This is a genomic window from Methylobacterium sp. Leaf112 (genome assembly GCF_001423295.1).
GTDB lineage: Bacteria > Pseudomonadota > Alphaproteobacteria > Rhizobiales > Beijerinckiaceae > Methylobacterium.
This window is the reverse complement of the sequence record NZ_LMNG01000031.1, coordinates 352,323-369,178: the sequence shown is the minus strand read 5'-3', so window position 1 is coordinate 369,178 and position 16,856 is coordinate 352,323. Positions and strand designations below refer to the sequence as shown.

The 16,856-nt window shown below is 60.8% G+C and carries 9 protein-coding genes and 1 pseudogene; 5 read left to right on the top strand and 5 right to left on the bottom strand.

The window, feature by feature from the left end; translation table 11 throughout:
* Nucleotides 1-279: 279 nt before the first annotated feature.
* The 3 genes and pseudogenes from ASF52_RS17495 (at nt 280) to ASF52_RS17485 (ending at nt 3,537) form a co-directional block, all read left to right on the top strand.
* On the top strand, nt 280-1,422 hold the full coding sequence (locus tag ASF52_RS17495; RefSeq protein WP_056174649.1) for a GNAT family N-acetyltransferase: 1,143 nt from the start codon (nt 280-282) through the stop codon (nt 1,420-1,422).
* A gap of 246 nt (nt 1,423-1,668) precedes the next feature.
* Nucleotides 1,669-2,184, top strand: a pseudogene (locus ASF52_RS17490) (IS3 family transposase); the annotation flags it as partial.
* 192 nt (nt 2,185-2,376) lie between these two features.
* Nucleotides 2,377-3,537, top strand: coding sequence for a sulfotransferase family protein (locus tag ASF52_RS17485; RefSeq protein ID WP_056174647.1), 1,161 nt, complete (start codon nt 2,377-2,379; stop codon nt 3,535-3,537).
* Nucleotides 3,538-3,772: 235 nt separating this feature from the next.
* Here the strand turns inward: ASF52_RS17485 and ASF52_RS17480 are convergent, their stop codons facing one another.
* Nucleotides 3,773-7,606, bottom strand: coding sequence for a glycosyltransferase (locus ASF52_RS17480; protein ID WP_082515372.1), 3,834 nt, complete (start codon nt 7,604-7,606; stop codon nt 3,773-3,775).
* 685 nt (nt 7,607-8,291) lie between these two features.
* Here ASF52_RS17480 and ASF52_RS17475 point away from each other — a divergent pair.
* Both ASF52_RS17475 and ASF52_RS22200 read left to right on the top strand, forming a co-directional pair.
* The gene (locus ASF52_RS17475; RefSeq protein ID WP_056175053.1) at nt 8,292-8,957 is read left to right on the top strand and encodes a class I SAM-dependent methyltransferase; all 666 of its coding nucleotides are present in this window, start codon (nt 8,292-8,294) and stop codon (nt 8,955-8,957) included.
* An 81-nt stretch (nt 8,958-9,038) separates the two neighbouring features.
* Nucleotides 9,039-9,977 (top strand): glycosyltransferase family 61 protein, encoded by a 939-nt coding sequence (locus ASF52_RS22200; protein ID WP_162241034.1) that lies wholly within the window; start codon nt 9,039-9,041, stop codon nt 9,975-9,977.
* A 92-nt stretch (nt 9,978-10,069) separates the two neighbouring features.
* Here the strand turns inward: ASF52_RS22200 and ASF52_RS17465 are convergent, their stop codons facing one another.
* From ASF52_RS17465 to ASF52_RS17450, 4 genes are all read right to left on the bottom strand, one after another.
* Nucleotides 10,070-11,020, bottom strand: a complete 951-nt coding sequence (locus ASF52_RS17465) for an FkbM family methyltransferase (protein ID WP_162241033.1) — start codon at nt 11,018-11,020, stop codon at nt 10,070-10,072.
* A gap of 138 nt (nt 11,021-11,158) precedes the next feature.
* A complete protein-coding gene (locus tag ASF52_RS17460; RefSeq protein ID WP_056174641.1) occupies nt 11,159-12,586 on the bottom strand; it encodes an HlyD family type I secretion periplasmic adaptor subunit in 1,428 nt (475 codons plus the stop codon).
* A gap of 220 nt (nt 12,587-12,806) precedes the next feature.
* Entirely contained in the window at nt 12,807-14,546 is a 1,740-nt protein-coding gene (locus ASF52_RS17455) for a type I secretion system permease/ATPase (protein ID WP_056174639.1), read from the bottom strand.
* A gap of 195 nt (nt 14,547-14,741) precedes the next feature.
* Nucleotides 14,742-16,646, bottom strand: a complete 1,905-nt coding sequence (locus ASF52_RS17450) for a beta strand repeat-containing protein (RefSeq protein ID WP_056174637.1) — start codon at nt 16,644-16,646, stop codon at nt 14,742-14,744.
* Nucleotides 16,647-16,856: the final 210 nt, after the last annotated feature.

Here is a 16,856-nt window from a genome sequence, read left to right as displayed (position 1 = left end):
GGATCGGCACCGGCAACTCGCTTCTGCGGCGCAATACCTGTCTCCCCGAGGCCGACCCGTTCGATCCGCGCCTCAGTCGCTCGGGGGGCGAGGATTACGACCTGTACGTGCGCCGCGACCGCCCCGGTCGCCGCATGGTCTGGTGCAACTCAGGCTGGTCGCCGCCCTCTGGACGGTCGCGCGCCTGCGCAACGCTCCCGATACGGGCGCGCGCCGGCTCAAGGTCGCGCAGGTCGCCGGCAAGCTGCTTTGATGGACAATGCCGAAGGGGCATCGCTGATGGACGAGTTGACCCTCCGCATCTATCCGTCGGTGCGCGCCGCTGCCCCGGATCTCGAGACGCCCGGCCTGGCGGGCTACGCCTTCGCGCGTCACGCTTGGCTCCAGGCCTGGGCCGATACCTTCGGCGCGCAGGCTCACATAGAACCCGCCATCGTCGTGATGGCGGGTGTGCGCATCCAAATGGTCCTGCCCCTCGGCATCACTCGGCGGAACGGCTTGCGCACGTTGGAATTTCTCGGTGGGATCGTCACCGACTACAACGCGCCCGCTATCGATCCCGACTTCGCCCGCAGCCTCGACGCCACGGCCGTGCAAGCTCTGTGGCGCCGGATCACTGCCGCCCTGCCGTCCCACGACGTCGTTTGCCTGACACGGATGCCCGTGACCCTGGACCCGCCCGAGGGAGCGGTCGGGGAGCGGGTGCCCAATCCCCTCGCCCTTTTGCCGGGCGTCAACGCTGCCGGGCAAGCGCGAAGCGTGACGTTCCCGGACAGATACGAAGCGCTGACAGGGACCCTGCGCCCGAGATTCTGGGCCGACACGCAGCGCTGTCGCCGCCGACTCGCCGAAGTGGGGCCCATTGCCTTCGTCGTCGCCGACGATGACGCCGGCATGCGGGCGCTTATCGTCTCGCTGAAGCGGATGAAGTCGCGGCGATGGCGTGAGACCCACTCCAAGGATTGGTTCGCCGTCCCGGCCTTCTCCGATTTCTACGACGCCATGGCCCGGATCGACCTTCCGGAGGGGCGAATCCACGGGAGTTCGCTCAACGTCTCGGGCACGGCCGTGGCAGCGCATCTCGGCCTCGTCTATCGCAGCCGCTTCTACCTCCTCCTGATCGGATGGGAGGCGGACGGCTGGCGCCGTTTCAGTACCGGACGCCTCATGACCGAGACTCTGCTGCGCCAGGCCTTCGACGAAGGCCTGCGGGTTTTCGACTTTACCGTCGGCGAAGAGGCCTACAAGGACGATTGGGCCAACGCCCTGATGCCGCTGGTCCGCTACGACGAGGCCATTACCGCCCGTGGTCGCTTCGCAACGGTCCTGATGACAGCGCGCGACAGATTGCGAGCCCGCGCCACGCAGGTCGCGTGGCTCCGCAGGATCGTGCGCTGGTTGGCGGGCCGGCCGCTCGCATGACCGGCTTCGATACGATCCGGGATGCGGAGGGTAGGCCCCTGTGATTGGCCCGGGGTGGCGCCCTGGGCCGGAGGCTGATCTGGCCCGACACCCGGCGGGCGACGACCCTTCCTGGAACCCCGATCGAAGGATTTCATCGCCTCAGCTTGGCAACAATCTCTTCAGCCGTATGCTTCTTCCGTCCCATGATGACACCCTCCACATGGCGCAGAGCCATACCTCGGGGAGGACCACTTTTCACGGGGCAGGCCAAACCGGCAGTTCAAGGCCGCGTGCCCGAACAGATCGTGGGTCGCGGATTTTACCTACCTGGTAACCTGGGGCGGTTTCGTCTACGTGGCCTTCGTCATCGACGTCTTCGCGCGCCGAATCGTAGGCTGGCGTGTATCGCGCTCCGCCCGGGCCGACTTCGTGCTCGATGCCTTGGTGCCGGCCCTGCACGAGCGTCGCCCCTCCACCGGTAGCGGCCTTGTCGGTCATTCGGATCGCGGCTCGCAATACGTGAGCATCCGCTACACAGAGCGCTTTGCCGAGGCCGGCAGCGAATCCGCCGTCGGTAGCGCCGGAGATTCCTACGATAATGCGCTCGCCGAGACGGTAATCGGCCCGTTCAAGGCCGAGGTGATCCATCGGCGCGGACCATGGCGATCATTCGAGGCCGTCGAGTATGCCACCCTCGAATGGGTGAATTGGTTCAATCACCGCAGGCTGCTCGAACCGATCGGCAACGTGCCTCCCGCCGAGGCAGAAGCGCGCTACTAGACCAAGGCCGAGGCACAAGCCTTGGCCGCCTGACCCAAACCAAATGGCCTCCGGGAAACCCGGAGCGGTGCAGTGGCGTTTGGCCTGCCACCGTCTGAGCCTTGGCTCAGTTCGGGCAGGCGCTTGGGATCGTTCAAGAGCACTGGTATCGGTGAACAGGATCCCAACCCGGGATGGTGAGGTGAGTGTGGAATGAGCGTGACGGGATCCGGATCTGAGCGCCCGCGGCGGACCCTCGTCCTCGTGATCGGGATGCATCGCAGCGGGACGTCCACCGTGGCGGGAGCGCTCGGCGTGCTCGGAGCGACTATGCCGGCCAAAGGGCTTGGTCTCTCAGACGACAATCCAAAGGGGCATTTCGAACCGAAGGAAATCGTCGCCCTGCACGACCGGGTGCTGGCATCGGCTGGCATGCATTGGTGGGATTGGGACAGGTTTCCCGACGCTTGGTACGATTCCCCGGCCGCGCAGGAATTCATCGATGAACTTGTCGACATTGTGCGAGCGGAATTCGGGGACGCCCCGGTTTTCGTCGTCAAGGATCCGCGCACCTGCAAGCTGATGCCCCTATGGCGGCGCGTTGCGGCGATCCTCGACCTCGACGCCGTGGCTGTCCTACCGTTCCGCCACCCCGACGAGGTGGCGCGTTCGCTGCACGCCCGGGATGGTTTTCCCTTGCCCAACACCCTGATGACATGGCTGCGCTACGTCCTCGAGGCGGAGCGTGAGAGCCGTGGGATGCGCCGGGTTTTCCTCCGTTACGAGGATCTTCTGGCGGACGGCCGGTCGGTGATGCGACGGGTGGTCGACACCCTGCAATTGCCCCTCCCCCGTTTGTCGGAAGCAGACCTCGCCGCGCTTGATAGGTTCATCGATCCTGATCTCAGGCGGAGCCGGGCCGGGTGCGGGAGCATCGACCATCTCCACCCATGGCTTCAGGACGCCGTGACATCCTACGTGCGGGAGCTGACACCAGCGCACGAACGAGCTGGGCAGCAGCCGGTCTCCGTGGTTCTGGATCAGACCCATGCAGCCTTTGCAACAGCCTGCGCCGCGTTCGTACCGGCTTTGCACGCAACGAATAAAGGGTTCGAGGACGCCCAGGGCCGAAATATGTTGATCCCTGGCCTCCAGGCGGAGCGCGATGCGGCACAAGACTTGGCTCGCAGCGCAAACGCGAAGTGGGCCGAAGCAGACGCCCGGATCGCAGCCCTGCTCATTGAGGGCGCTGAGGTCGCCGAATTGCGAGCGGCGTTACAGGCCAAAAACGATCAGATTGGTCGATTGGAATCGGCGATTCAGCAAGCCAAATCCAAGGACGCCCCCCCGCGGCGGTGGTGGCAACGCAACTGATGCGTTCTTTTAGCACGCCCAAAATGTTGCCTATGAGGGGGATTGGACAAGCGCCATGTTTAGCGCCCTAAGTTTATCAGGCACATGTAGATGAGCATATAAAACCTGAGGTTTTGTGTATGTGGGGCAGTGGAGAATAATTCGTTGAACTTCTATAAAATCGATCACTATAGTTAATCTACAGTATTGAATACTATTTAATTCTATCGTTAGATGCCCTAGTTTTGAATCATGTTTAGTTTTTAGGCGTTGTAATAATTTGAGCGCCTACCTCCGAAACGACGATGCGTTCGTATAGCTTCAGCAAGTCGTTTCCTTGATCCGCCGTGGTCCGTTCCGAACTGCGAACGGCCGACGGGCTTTGGCTGAAGCGCACGGGATCGTTGTTGATGCAGACTAGGACGTCACGCAGGGAGTCAGGCGATTCGACATCGATACGGAACCCGTCGACCTTGTCGGTCAGATCCGCTCCAATGGCACCCCTATCGCTCGCAACGACCCAAAGTCCGGCAGCACGCGCTTCTCGGGTCACAAGGCCATAGCTTTCCGGCCACAAGGAAGGCGCGAGTAAGACGTCGAGCTCGGCGTAGAGCTCGGCGATGGAGTCCTGCGGCTGTCGCCCGATGAGACGAACCGGTGTGCTCCCCCAGATCTCCGTGGACGTTTCCCCAGGCGCTCGCGCGTGATCGACAAGCGTGAGATCAAGGTTTGGAAAGGCTCCGGTCCGCAGGACGGATTCGATCAAGGTTGCGCCCTTGTGCGTTGTCCGACCACCAATCTGTCCGAGGCGCACGCGTCCCGCCGGACCCGGACGCCGCGGTACAAAAGCCATCACCGGGACCCCGTTCGACACAGCGACCGTTCGGGGATGTCCGGCCGCACGATAAAGACCGGCGAAACTCTCCGAGACGGCGATGAGAGCGTGTGCAGCATCGAGCAGGTCTCCGAGCTTCCTGCGCCGACTCAAAGAAGCGATCGGGTCGAGGGAGCCGTTCGTGGCGTCCATCAACGGATCTGCCGAGGGCGCATGAACGCGTCCATCCGCATCGACGAGAAACTGAAAATCCGAGATCCACCACGCGTCGTGGAGCGTGACAACATAGGGAATGCCACGCGCCCGAACGGCTTCCACCACGGTACCGGTGAGGTGCTGCACGCAGTGAACGTGGACGAGATCGGGATCGAAGCGATCCAAGAGTTCGTCGAAGGGCTCGCGCATGCGCGTGTCGAACGGTTGCCAACCACCATGCTCACTCTGAAGTGGCGCGATCCGGTACACCGGTGCGCCACGGTAATGGTCGATGCGCGTGCTGTAGGCCGGGTGAGCGCCATCGTCAGCCGCCGCGACCGCGAATTCGAAACGGTCAGCGGCATGATCGAGAAAGTGATCCAGGTTGTCCCGAACGACGCGCGTCGCCCCACCCACGAGTTGCGGGGGAAAATAGACATTCAGAATGAGAACACGCGGCTTTCGCCCAGCGACCGGCCGGTAGGTTCTCGGGCGAGGCTGAGCGGTTCCCATAAGATTGGGGGACTCAGGCCGCGGCGGCGGCAGTGCATGGGTAAGAACCGCGACGGCCTGATCCAATCCGTACTCGCGCAACGCTTTCAGACGAGCCCGCTCTCCGATTGCCCGCCGCAGAGTATGATCGACGATCAACCGGTCGAGGGCCTGAAGCCAATCTTCGGACGTATCGGCGAGCACCGCGTCGACCCCATCGCTGAGCAATTCCCGGTAGGTGCGCGTCCCGGAAACGATCGACGGAACCCCGCACATGGCGGCCTCCAACCATTTGATCTCGCTCTTGGCGTCCGCCATGGGGCTGCGCATGAGCACCGCAAGATTGATATCGGTGGCGGAAAGGACGTCCCAATAGGACGCCACGTCCCCACAAAAGCCGAGTTGTCGAACTTGGCCCGCAAACGCGTCAAACCGTGCGTCGAGGTGGAGGTAGCCGGCGATCACGAGCCGCACATGCTGATGGCGGGCTAAAATTTCCAACAGGGCGGGGGCAAGGAGGACGGTGAAATCCCGGTTATGGGCTTTCGTCCCCGATCCGTAGAAGAGCGTCACGGAGCCCTCGGAGAAGGGGGCCGCCCGATGTGCGAGGAAGGGTTCGTTGCGCTGGTCGAGCCCATTGCGCAGAACGTGACAGGATCCTTGAGGAAGATGCGGCCGCATGGCGTCCGCCAGGGCAGGTGTCGACGCAAATCCGGCGTCGCACAAGCCTAGGGCGTAACGGAACAGCGGTACGCCATACTGTAGTTCGATGTAATCCTGTTCGGTGATCTGCCCCTCGAAACTGTCGAACGGATCAGGATAATGTCGCGGGTCGAACAGCAGATCGTCGATTTCATAAAACGTCGGTAGCCCAAGCGCCTTTGCGTAAAGAATTGCATGCAAAACCGCGGGGAAGGCTGCGACTCGATAGAAGATCACCGCAGACGCAGAGTCGAGGCTCGATCGGCATCGATCCGCCTCGTCCTGCTTGAAAAGTTCGACGGTCCATCCGCCATGCTCGAGCTGCCGACATTTCTGCACCACGCGGTAGTGGTCGCACTGGGGGAGGTCGCGATTGGCAACGACCACGATCCGGCCGTTGCGAAGTGGCGGAAGTCGCCCCGGTAAGGGGTCGACGGTTGCAATGACCCCCGTCAACCGGTCGAGACAGGCGGTAAGGCGATCGTCGGCCTCCTGTCGCCGGCCGAGCGCATAAAGGGCTTTTGCGTCCCGGCTGATGCTGGCGAAGACAAGCGCGACGGTCTGATGCGCAGCGATCCGCCATTCTGGTGCACCACGGAAGGTTCTGGCCGATCGTTCGATCCGGTCGAGTGCCTCCTCGGATGCACCAGGCTTGGCAGCCAGCCCCAAAGCGGCGTGAATATGGGTCCACAAGCCCGCCCCAGGGAGATTGGCCGCTACGGCATAGTCGGCTGTCGCTTCACCATCGCGGCCAAGTGCTCGCAGCGCTTCGGCGCGTTGGTGTAGGAGCAATGGGTCCGAGGGAGCGGCGGCAAGTCCGTGCCCGGCGGCCGTCAGGGTCCTATCGTGATCGTTGCGGATGAGATGATAGTTGGCGATCTGTCCAAACAGGCGAGCTGCACCGGCCCCGCGCACGACTCGATGATGCTCGACAAAGCCGCCGGCGACGAAATGTGCGAGGGCAGCGAACCGACCCGCGGGAAAAGGCTTCTCGCTGAAAGCTTGGCTGGCATCATAGGCTACGTCATCGAAGCAGTCGGGGAACGTGTCCTCACCGATCAGTTGAGCCAGGGCGCTTCCTTCGCTGCCTGGAACGTCATCGACGATCCCGAAACTCAGCCAATCGCGATAGAGTTCGACATCACTCAAGGACGCCTTGTCGGGAAACTGCGAGCGGTAGAATTGTGGATCGAACTTGGCCTTCATGGACATGGGTGCCAATCGTTCGACCCCCTGTTCCAGGAACAAGTGGATACCCTCCAAGCGTGAAGCCGGGCGATGGGGAAGCCAGCTCGCATTCAGGATGGAAAATTCGTAGAGCATGAAATGGTCAAGCACGGGCTCGGGCAAAACACCGGTTGCGGCGGCGGCCCCGCGGATATTGGCAAGATCCCGCTCGCCGGCCTCGTTGCGCCGACGGCGATAGGGGCGGCCCTCAGACCGACCATGGCGCAGAAAATGCTCCTGCAGTTCCCAGGGTGCGACCTTATCGAAGAGGTCTCCGTAGAGCCGGCGGTAATGGCTCGGAATGAAATCGCCCGGAAGCCGCCCGAATTCTTCTTCGAGTCGTCTGATGAGCACGCGCGGGTTCGGCGCTCGCCCCTCCAGGTGACCGAACTGTAAGAAATGCTCGATCAGGCCGCCATCCGGAATCTCGGATAGGTCGTGGTAGTAGCGCTGATAGAATGCCGCGTCGAAGTCGTCTGGGAGGCCGTACGCCCGACCCTCCCCGCGACCAAAACGCAGGTAGTGTTCCGCGAGCGCCCAGTCCTCTCGTATATGAGAAAGATCACCATTGAGCTGACGATAGCGTTCAGCATGGAAATCAGTAGGTAGTTGCCCAAGCTCAGAACTCAAGGCGTCCATGAGAGCGGATGCATGCGGGTAACGTCCCTCCCGACGACCATGCGCCGTGTAGTGCTTTAGCAACGCACGAGGGGTCGAAACATTCGATAGATCCGAATAATATATACGGTAAAACTTATGATCGAAACTTTTTGAATTGGTTTTGCCGACCCGAGAATTTTTGCGAAATAGCCGCCTAACGAACATGCAATATTTTCCGGGCGTGTCTAAGAGCTGACTTGAGGGCGGTTTGCTGTCCTTACATTGCCATCCCTATCATGTGACGCCGGACCAATCACCCACATACCGCATGGATCAGGGTATCGGCTTCGTTCGCTCTATCGTCGATTCCTGTAGCACGTTGGCCTAACACCGGGTACCGAGCGAGACCATAGGAATTGGGTTCACAAGCGATAGGGGGAAGGGAGGCGCATGGCGTCGAAGGCACGCTTCGTACCATCAGCTCCCGGTGTTTGAGCAATCCCGCCGCAGGGCATTGCGGTTCCAGGCCCGAGGACGAAATCGGCCCGGCCCTGAAATTGCTCCGATCTGCCACGAGCAAACGGGTATAAATTCGATAAACCGCGTTCCCCATCAACAGAAGAGGCGGGGATTCGACGACAAACAAACTACTGACGGACGACCCGCTCGCGCAGTGCCCGAACGAGCGTACGAGTCCATGATACAGCCGGAGCCCGAACGCCACATGTCCTTGTACGAAATCTTTCTCTCCAATACCGGTCGACCAATCCACAAATCGGGGCACTACTTCTTCGCCTATGAGCGCCATTTCGGTCGCTATGTCGGCCAGCCTGTAACATTTCTTGAGATCGGCGCCGGGAATGGCGGTTCGTCGCAGATGTGGAAACGTTGGCTCGGGCCGCTTGCACGTATCGTCACCATCGACATCAATGATGTTTGTCGACAGTACGGTGACGAGCAAGTCGCCGTAAGGATCGGTGATCAGTCCGACCCCGCTTTCCTGCAATCGTTGATCGATGAGTTCGGTGTTTTCGATGCCGTACTCGATGATGGCAGCCATCACATGGCGCATGTCACGGCGACGTTCGAGTTTCTCTACGAGCGTATCGCCGCCAATGGTATCTACATGATCGAGGATATGCATACCGCATACTGGCCGGATTACGGCGGCGGTCGTAACGATCCGCGGTCCATGGTCGAACGTTTCAAAGGGCTTATCGACGATCTCAATGCGGATCACGTCAAGGACGGTACCGTGGCCCCAAGTGCCTTTACGCGACAAACAATCGCAATGACTGCCTACGACAGCATTCTTGTTTTCGAGCGCGCGCCAATGATTAATAAATTTATGAAAATGATCGGCAACGAATCGCTTCGCGTCAACTATTGAGTCCCCATGAGCCTCCTCCGATCCTGCACGAGCTTATGGGGTACCGCGGAAATTCGCGGCCTCGAACCGGACGTCTCCGTCGTGCAGGACGGATTCTACTTACCTTACACCCATGGTCAGGCTTGGGGGTTGTTCGCACAGGACGGAACCCCCATCGCCGCGGCGACGGATTACCGTGAACGCACGCATATCCCGCCGGATCAACGTTTGGAGACCAGCCTCACCGCGGAAGACATCGCGTGTGAGGCCCCCCATGGAGCATACATCTACGGTGGACGTATCAACCCGCATTTTGGGCATTTTTTGATCAACACCCTCCCGCGTTTCTGGGCCATGGCGCGCATTCGTTCGCCCCGGACTCCGATCCTGTGTCATGGACCTGGAACGCCGGCTGAATGGTTCGGCGTGCCTTTCATTGCCGCCGCCTTCGGTCTGCTCGGTCTATCGCCGCGGGACTTCGTAAATTTTCACGAACCTACACGCGTCCGCTCTGTCGTCATTCCAAGTACGAGCTTGGAGGAACAATCCGCGGGCTATCAGGTCTATGGCGACATGTGCCGCAAGATGGGTGCCCGTATACGGGCCACGAGTTCTGTTAATCAAAACCCCACACCGATTTACTATTCGAAGACCAGGCTAATGTCAGCGGTAGGCCGGATCACCAATGAGCACGAAATCGAGACGGTTCTCGATCAGGCAGGTGTCGAAATCATCTATCCGGAGACCTTGAGTTTCGTTGATCAAATTCGCTTGATGTCGTCACGCGAGCGTATCATGGGGTCTGCAGGTTCATTCTTGCATGCCAGTATCTTCTGCCCCAACCGTCGTATCACATGCCTCAATGTTACGGAGCAGATCAATACCAACTACTTGCTCATTGATGGATTGGCTGGAAACACCTCGACCTACCATTATCCCCCGGCCCTGCAGGTTTTGGAGCAGCAGGCCAATTTCCTCACCCTGCGATATCTACCCGACGCTTCTGATGTTGCTCGGGAAATGCTGGAGCTTATAAACTAGAGCCCAAAGTAATCAGGCTTAGTATATGCGGGTTTGACTGGTGATCTTGTTGTAATTATTGCTGACCTTACGATGATATTCGGTTGTGCAGACTATCTGTTCTTTGCTTGTATGCGAGCGAGACCATGGCGGACCATTTCCTCATGCTCCGAACGGGCAACGCAGAGATAGTTCATCACCCGTGCACCAACGTTCTCCGAGAACCATTCAGCCGCAGACGATCCCTGGTACGGGATTAGCCGCAGGTTCTCGTCATCGATTGCAGAGACACGGTAGCCGTGCGCTGCCAGAATTGCATAGCAGGCGGCGAAGTTCTCATGCCCTTGAACCTCCAGAAACAGGGTGGGCTGAGCTGCCAATGTCTTGCGAGCTCCGGCTAAAGCCATAGCCTCAACGCCTTCGACGTCGATTTTGATCAGATCGAGCTTCGCAAATCCGTGTTCCGCCAGGATCACGTCGAGCGGCGCCGCCGTCACGATCTCCATCCTTATTGGGAGCCAGTCCGGCCGGTTCTGCGGAGCGTTCAATGACGATCCCGTATCAAGGATGTCTGGCCCCCAGGCGACATGCAGGGACAGCGTACCGAGCGCGTTCGAGACGGCGTAGGGGGCAACTTTCAGTTTCGGGTAGCAACCATTCGCCACGAGATTCATGAACAAGCGCGCACGCACGGCCGGATTGGGTTCGATGGCGATCACCGATGCATTGGGGGCAGCGACCTGCGCCAACATGCCGAACAAGCCCGTGAATGATCCGACATCGGCCACGGCTGCCGAATGTTTCGCGATGGCCAGCCACGCAGCGACGCTGGCCGCTTCATAGGCGTCCGGTCCGAACGCGTGGTAGACCATGGCAACGCCGTCGTCGTTGCTCGAAAACATCGTCAGGTCGATCTCGTCGACCTGCACGTGTGTCCACCCGAAGTAGGGATGCGTGCCGCGAAAGTCGTGTCCCGCCTGATCATGCTGGCTGGCGGGACGGTAACGGTAGCCCGGCTGGACCCATGGCCTCGCAGCCAGAGAACGTGCGTTCAGTCCCGCCATGGCGTCGGCGCGCGTTTCCGATGGCATCAGGTGCCCCTAAAGTTGTAGCGGACGGAAATCACCCGAGGCGGTCTCGCACCGATAAACCTTCGACGAACCGCGAAAGTCGGAATGGTGCCTTGCGCCAGGGCGGAACGCCTAGCGCTCCTTGAGGGCGCCCTTCAGCGAATCGCGGACCGGGCTGGTGACGTAGTCGAGGACCGTGCGCTCGCCGGTGCCGATCATCGCGGTGGCCGACATGCCGGGGTAGAGGCGAATGTGCTTGACGAGGTCCTTGAGGGCCTCGGGCTCGATGGAGAGTTCCACGGTGAAGTACGGCTCGCCGGTGCGCTGGTCCTGCTGGCGGTCGGCCGAGACCTTGGTGACCGTGGCGGGGATCGGCGGCAGCTGGCGCGCCTCGTAGGTGGCGAGCTGGATGTGCGCCTTCATGCCTTGGGTGACCTCGTAGGCCTCATCGGGCTTGAGCTTGGCTTCCACCACCAGGGGGGCGTCGGTCGGCACGAGGTCCATGAGGCGCTCGCCGGGGGTGACGACGCCGTTCTTGGTGAACTGGGTCAGGTTCAGCACGTAGCCGTCGTCGGGGGCGCGGACCTCGACCATGTCGAGGGTCTCGCGGGCGGCGTGGAGGCGGGGCAGCGTGTCGTTGATCTTGGCCTGGACGTCGCGGAGCGCTTCGGCCACCTCGGCGTAGCGGGTCTGGCGCATGCTGGCGATCTGGAACTCGGATTCGGACATCAGTTCCTTGGTGCGGGCGACCTCGGAGATCTGGGCGCCGCGGTTGCCGACGAGTTCGGCGGCCGAGCGCTCGAGCTGGCGCACCCGGGCCTTCGGCACCAGGGCTTTTTCGTACAACGACTGCACGCCCACGAGTTCGTCCTGGATCAGGGCGGACTGGCTCTCGATGGACTTGATCGTGGCGTCGAGGCCGGCGAGGCGCGTCTGCGACTGGTCCATGCGCTTGCGCAACACGTCGAACTGGCTCTCCATCGAGGCCTTGCGGGTCTTGAAAAGATTCTCCTGGTCGCGGATCATCATGGCGATGTCGGGCTCGGACGCGCGGGCGACGATCTCCTTCGGCAGGGTGATGCTGTCGGCCCCGTCGCGCTCGGCGTAGAGGCGGGCGCGCTGGACCAGCAGGCCGTCGAGGCCCGACGCCAGCACCTCGGCCTGGGCGCGCGGCGTGGCGTCGTCCATGCGGATCAGCACGTCGCCCTGCTTCACCACGGCGCCCTCTTTGACCAGGATCTCCCGGACCACGCCGCCGTCGCGGTGCTTGATGGTCTTGCGGCTGGATTCGACCCGGAGGTAGCCGGGGGTGACGATGGCGCCGTGCAGGCTCGCCACCGCCGACCAGACGAAGGTGCCGAGCACGAACACCACCACCACGGCCATGCCGGCGACGATGGGCTTCTTCACCCGGGCTTCGAGTTCGCGCAGGATCTCCGCCTCGTCGGCGGAATGCGGGATGGGGGCGGCCGGCGCCAGGGCGAAGGCCGGCATCTTCACGGGGACGATCCGCCCGATGGCGGTGCCCACGGTCTGGCCGAGATTGGCGGGGAGTTTCATCGGAGTGCCTTTTCGGGCGATCGGTCTGAACCGTGTGGTGGGGCCGCTCTGCGGCCGATGTTGGGCATCCTACTCCCGACCTCATCCTGAGGTGCTCGCGCAGCGAGCCTCGAAGGAGGGTTCCAGGCCCCGGAGCGCGATCTGGAACCCTCCTTCGAGGCCTCCGCTGCGCTTCGGCACCTCAGGATGAGGTGGGTGGGTGGGAGAGGCAGTCTCGGCCCTACCCCTGCGCCACGGCCGGCGGCGGGGCGGCGCGGGTCTCGGCGGTGCCGGGGACGCCGGCGGGCTGCATGAGCTGGCCCAGGATCACGTCGCGGTCGCCGAAGGATTGGACCTCGCCGCCGCGCACGAACAGGATCTTGTCCACGTGCCGGAACACGGACGCCCGGTGGGAGACGATGACCACGGTGACGCCGCGGGCCTTGAGGGCGCCGAGCACGTCGAGGAGCGCGGCCTCGCCCTCGGTGTCGAGGTTGGCGTTGGGCTCGTCCAGAACCACGAGGCTGGGGTCGCCGAGCAGCGCCCGGGCGAGGCCGAGGCGCTGGCGCTGGCCGACGGAGAACACCGTGGTGCCGCTGGCGCCGAGCTCGCTCTCGTAGCCCTTCTCCAGGCGGACGATGAGGTCGTGGATGCCGGCGTCTTGGGCGGCGCGGGTCACGGCCTCGTCGGAGACGTCGGTGCGGAACCGGGCGATGTTGTCGCGTACGGTACCGGTGAACAGCTCCGTGTCCTGGGGCAGGTAACCCACATGCCGGCCGAAGGCGGCGCGGTCCCAGGCATGGACCTCCATGCCGTCGAGGCGGACATGCCCCTCCGTCGGCTTCCAGATGCCGATGAGCATTCGGGTCAGGGTCGACTTGCCGGCGCCCGAGGGGCCGATGATGCCGAGGGCCTCGCCGGCCTTCAGGGAGAACGTAATGTTCTTGAGAACCGGCTCCTTCATGGTGGGCAATTGAAAGGTGACATTCTGAACTTCGATCAAGCCGTTGGGGCGTGGCATAGCCGTCGCGACAGGATTGGGTTCGTACCCATCCATGAGTTTACCAAGGCGCTTGTAAATCTGTCCGGCCTCGACAAGGCTCTGCCATGAACCGGCAACCCGTTCGAAAGGTGCTAACGCCTTCGAAGACAGGATCATGTTTGCAAAAAGAACGCCGGGCCCAATAACCTGTTTGAGAACCAGAAAGGCGCCGAGGGCTAAGACCATGATCTGGATCAGCATGCGGGTAAACTTGATGAGCTCGCCGATCTTACCAGCCTGTTCGCTGGCATGAGCTTGACCGTTAATAAGAGTCAGCCGATCAACTTGCCAACGCTTGGTCAATGCAGGAAGCATTCCAAGTGCGCGCACAACTTCCGCATTGCGGAGCGCCATGTCGGTAAACTGATAGCCTCGAATCGCAGCGCTGTTCACGCGGGTGATTGCCCTGCGGGAAACCCGATCCTGTAAGACTGCAAGGCCCAGCAGGATAAAGCCACCAACGAGACAAAGTAAGCCCACCCAAGGATCTATAATAAATAGTGCGCCCATAAATATGGGCATCCACGGTAGGTCAAAGAACACTGCCATGCCGCTGCCCGTCAATGTTTGACGAAAAACATCGAGGTCACGAACAGCCTGGCTCTGGCCAGTATTCTCTTTTAATTCTCCAGAAAAGAGTGCGCCGAAGACGTGCTGAGCCAAAAGGCGGTCAAAAAGCACACCAAAGTGGATCAGAACGCTGCTACGATAATGATCAAGAACAGCAGAAACTATAAATGCACCAGTTACGCTAAAAGCCATTATCAGAAGGGTCGCGATGCTTTGGCTCGCAAACACCCGCCCATAGAGTTGAACCATATAAAGCGGCAAAGCTAAGTATAGTATGTTGATACAAAAGCTAAAAAGAAAAGCATAACCAAGGGGTCGAACTGACGACCTCAACGCTTGGTCGAGCAGGTTGCGGCGAATGTCAGTCATGCCAGTTCCTGCGTGAGTTGAAGTATACTCACGAAACTTTTGGAGAGATTTGAAGGAGTGGTATTTGTGCAGCGATTAGCTTTTTGGTGCGTCGAAATTAGGGCGTGCCGTCTGCCATATCCCCAATAACCAAGAATCGAAATGCAAAAAAAGGGCGGCCTAAGCCGCCCTTCTCATTCGCCAATTATCTGAGTTTTAGATCAGGGTCGTGGCGGTCTGGAGCGCGGCGATATCCGTCACGCCGGTCAGCTTGATCGCGAGATCAGAGCTCGCATTGAAGGTACCATTGCCGTCGTTGTTGACAACGATGTAGGCGCTCTTGTCGTAGAGGATACCGGTCACAACACCAGCAGTCGTGGGACCGCCATTGTTAGCCGACGCGAGGTTCAGAGCACTTGCGAGCGTCTGAGCGGTCGATGCGTCGACGATGGTGAACTTGGTCGGCGTACCGGTGATGCCGTCCGAAACGTTCAGGGTGTCATTACCAGCGCCGACGAGGAAGTCGGAGATGACAATGGTTCCCGAGCCGCTACCGACGATGCTGTTTTTGCCCAGCGCAGCCGAGGTGGTGATGTCGGTCGTAGTACCAGCAACCGTACCGGTGAACGTGACGACATTGCCAGCCGTGGTAGCGCTGCTGGCGAACCCAGTCAGAGTGCCGGTATAAGCGCCTTGGGCGGTTGAAGCGGTACCAACACCGTTAGCGGCAACACCTGCAAACGCAGTAGCAACCTGTGTTGCCGTGAGATCTTGCGCTGCGGTGAACGTAAGACCACCAGCCGTGACTGCATCACCTGCAATCAGAGCCTTGAAAGCAACAGTGTCGACCTCAAATGCAGCACCGGCACCGTTCGTAACCTGGGTCACGGCCGGAACAGCGGCCGTGGTTGCAGCCGTCGTGGCAGCGTTCGACAAGCCAACATTCACGATGTCAGCGCCAGCGCCGAGCGTGATGGTGGTGATGCCAGTCGCAGCCTGCGTGTTGAGCACGTTGACCGTGTCATCACCATTGCCGCCAAACAGCGTAACGGTGCTGGTCGAGTCAGCGGTGACGCCGAAGCCACCGTTCAGCGTGATCGAGTCATTGCCACCAGCGGCGTAGATGGTCGCAGTGCCCTGGCCAGTGTAGCTGATCACATCGGCATTATCAGCCGCGTCAGCAGCAGCAGTGCCGCCGTAGATGACCGTGGTGCCGGTGTTGCCGGTCACAGTGATCGAATCTTCGTTGCTGGTGCCGGCGTTGTTCTCGCCACCGAAGACGGAAACCGTTGCTTTGACGTTAGCGACGTTGATAGCGATGCTATCCTTGCCGAGACCGCCATAGACGGTAGCGACGGAGGACGAGGCCAGGCCGGTCGTGCCACCAACGATGATGCTATCGTCTCCAGCGTTGCCGAAGATGTTGACCGTTCCACCACCGTTGAAGGTGATGCTGTCGTTACCATCGTTGGGATCAGCAGCGCCCTGACCACCGAAGATCGTCGTAACAGCGCCCGTACCACCATTCACGATGTTGATAGAGTCGGTGTTCTCACCGCCATAGATGGCCATCTTAGCGCCACTGGTGGCGTTACCGGCGGCATTCAGCGTGATCGAATCGTTTCCGACAGCGTTCTTGCCACCGAACACAGTGACGAAGCTCGAGGAATCGAACGCGCCGTTCTGGGTGATGACGTCAGCACCGGCGTTGCCGTAAACGAGGAAGCTGCCAGCACCACCGATAGCAATGTTGTCAATGCCATCGGACGGATCGGAAATGCCAACGCCGCCGAAGACCGTCTTCACACCGCCAGCAACGCTGCCGGCCGACACATCAACGGTGCCGGTCGGAGCAAACACGAGCGCATTCGCTGCGCTCTGGTTGACCGTTGCGCTGCTGGCGACGGAGAAGAGACCGTTAGCAAGCGAAACGTTCGGGAAGTTGCCCTCGGCGACCGGGGTGCCCGTGATCGTGAGAGTGTTGCCGTTGGTGTAGGTGAAAACGGAATTGCCGTTCACCTCAGACACGCCGCGGAAGAGAGCGGGGTTTGCAGAGATGACTACGGTATCGGTCTTGAGCGCGGTCTGGTTCGACGAACCGTCGAAAATAAAGGTGGCCATAAAGCTCTCCTGGGGTCTCAGACAAAAATTCGCTTCGCAGCCCGGCTATTCTTGCCAGTGCCGTGACACCCACCGCGGGGACCCCTTCGAGAGGGGTGTTCCGTTTAAGGTTGGGCTCTTTTTTCAGAGAACCGAGCGCGGTGCAACCGGATTTTGGGTTAACCGCACAGGCCTCTGAAATCCTCAAATTCGTGTTGTGGAAGTATCACA

Excerpts from the sequence above, each read along its gene's own strand:
- ASF52_RS17495 (WP_056174649.1), top strand. The coding sequence starts at position 280 with ATGGACGAGTTGACCCTCCGCATCTATCCGTCGGTGCGCGCCGCTGCC.
- ASF52_RS17485 (WP_056174647.1), top strand. The coding sequence starts at position 2,377 with ATGAGCGTGACGGGATCCGGATCTGAGCGCCCGCGGCGGACCCTCGTC.
- ASF52_RS17480 (WP_082515372.1), bottom strand. The coding sequence starts at position 7,606 with ATGGACGCCTTGAGTTCTGAGCTTGGGCAACTACCTACTGATTTCCAT.
- ASF52_RS17475 (WP_056175053.1), top strand. The coding sequence starts at position 8,292 with ATGTCCTTGTACGAAATCTTTCTCTCCAATACCGGTCGACCAATCCAC.
- ASF52_RS17465 (WP_162241033.1), bottom strand. The coding sequence starts at position 11,020 with ATGGCGGGACTGAACGCACGTTCTCTGGCTGCGAGGCCATGGGTCCAG.
- ASF52_RS17460 (WP_056174641.1), bottom strand. The coding sequence starts at position 12,586 with ATGAAACTCCCCGCCAATCTCGGCCAGACCGTGGGCACCGCCATCGGG.
- ASF52_RS17455 (WP_056174639.1), bottom strand. The coding sequence starts at position 14,546 with ATGACTGACATTCGCCGCAACCTGCTCGACCAAGCGTTGAGGTCGTCA.
- ASF52_RS17450 (WP_056174637.1), bottom strand. The coding sequence starts at position 16,646 with ATGGCCACCTTTATTTTCGACGGTTCGTCGAACCAGACCGCGCTCAAG.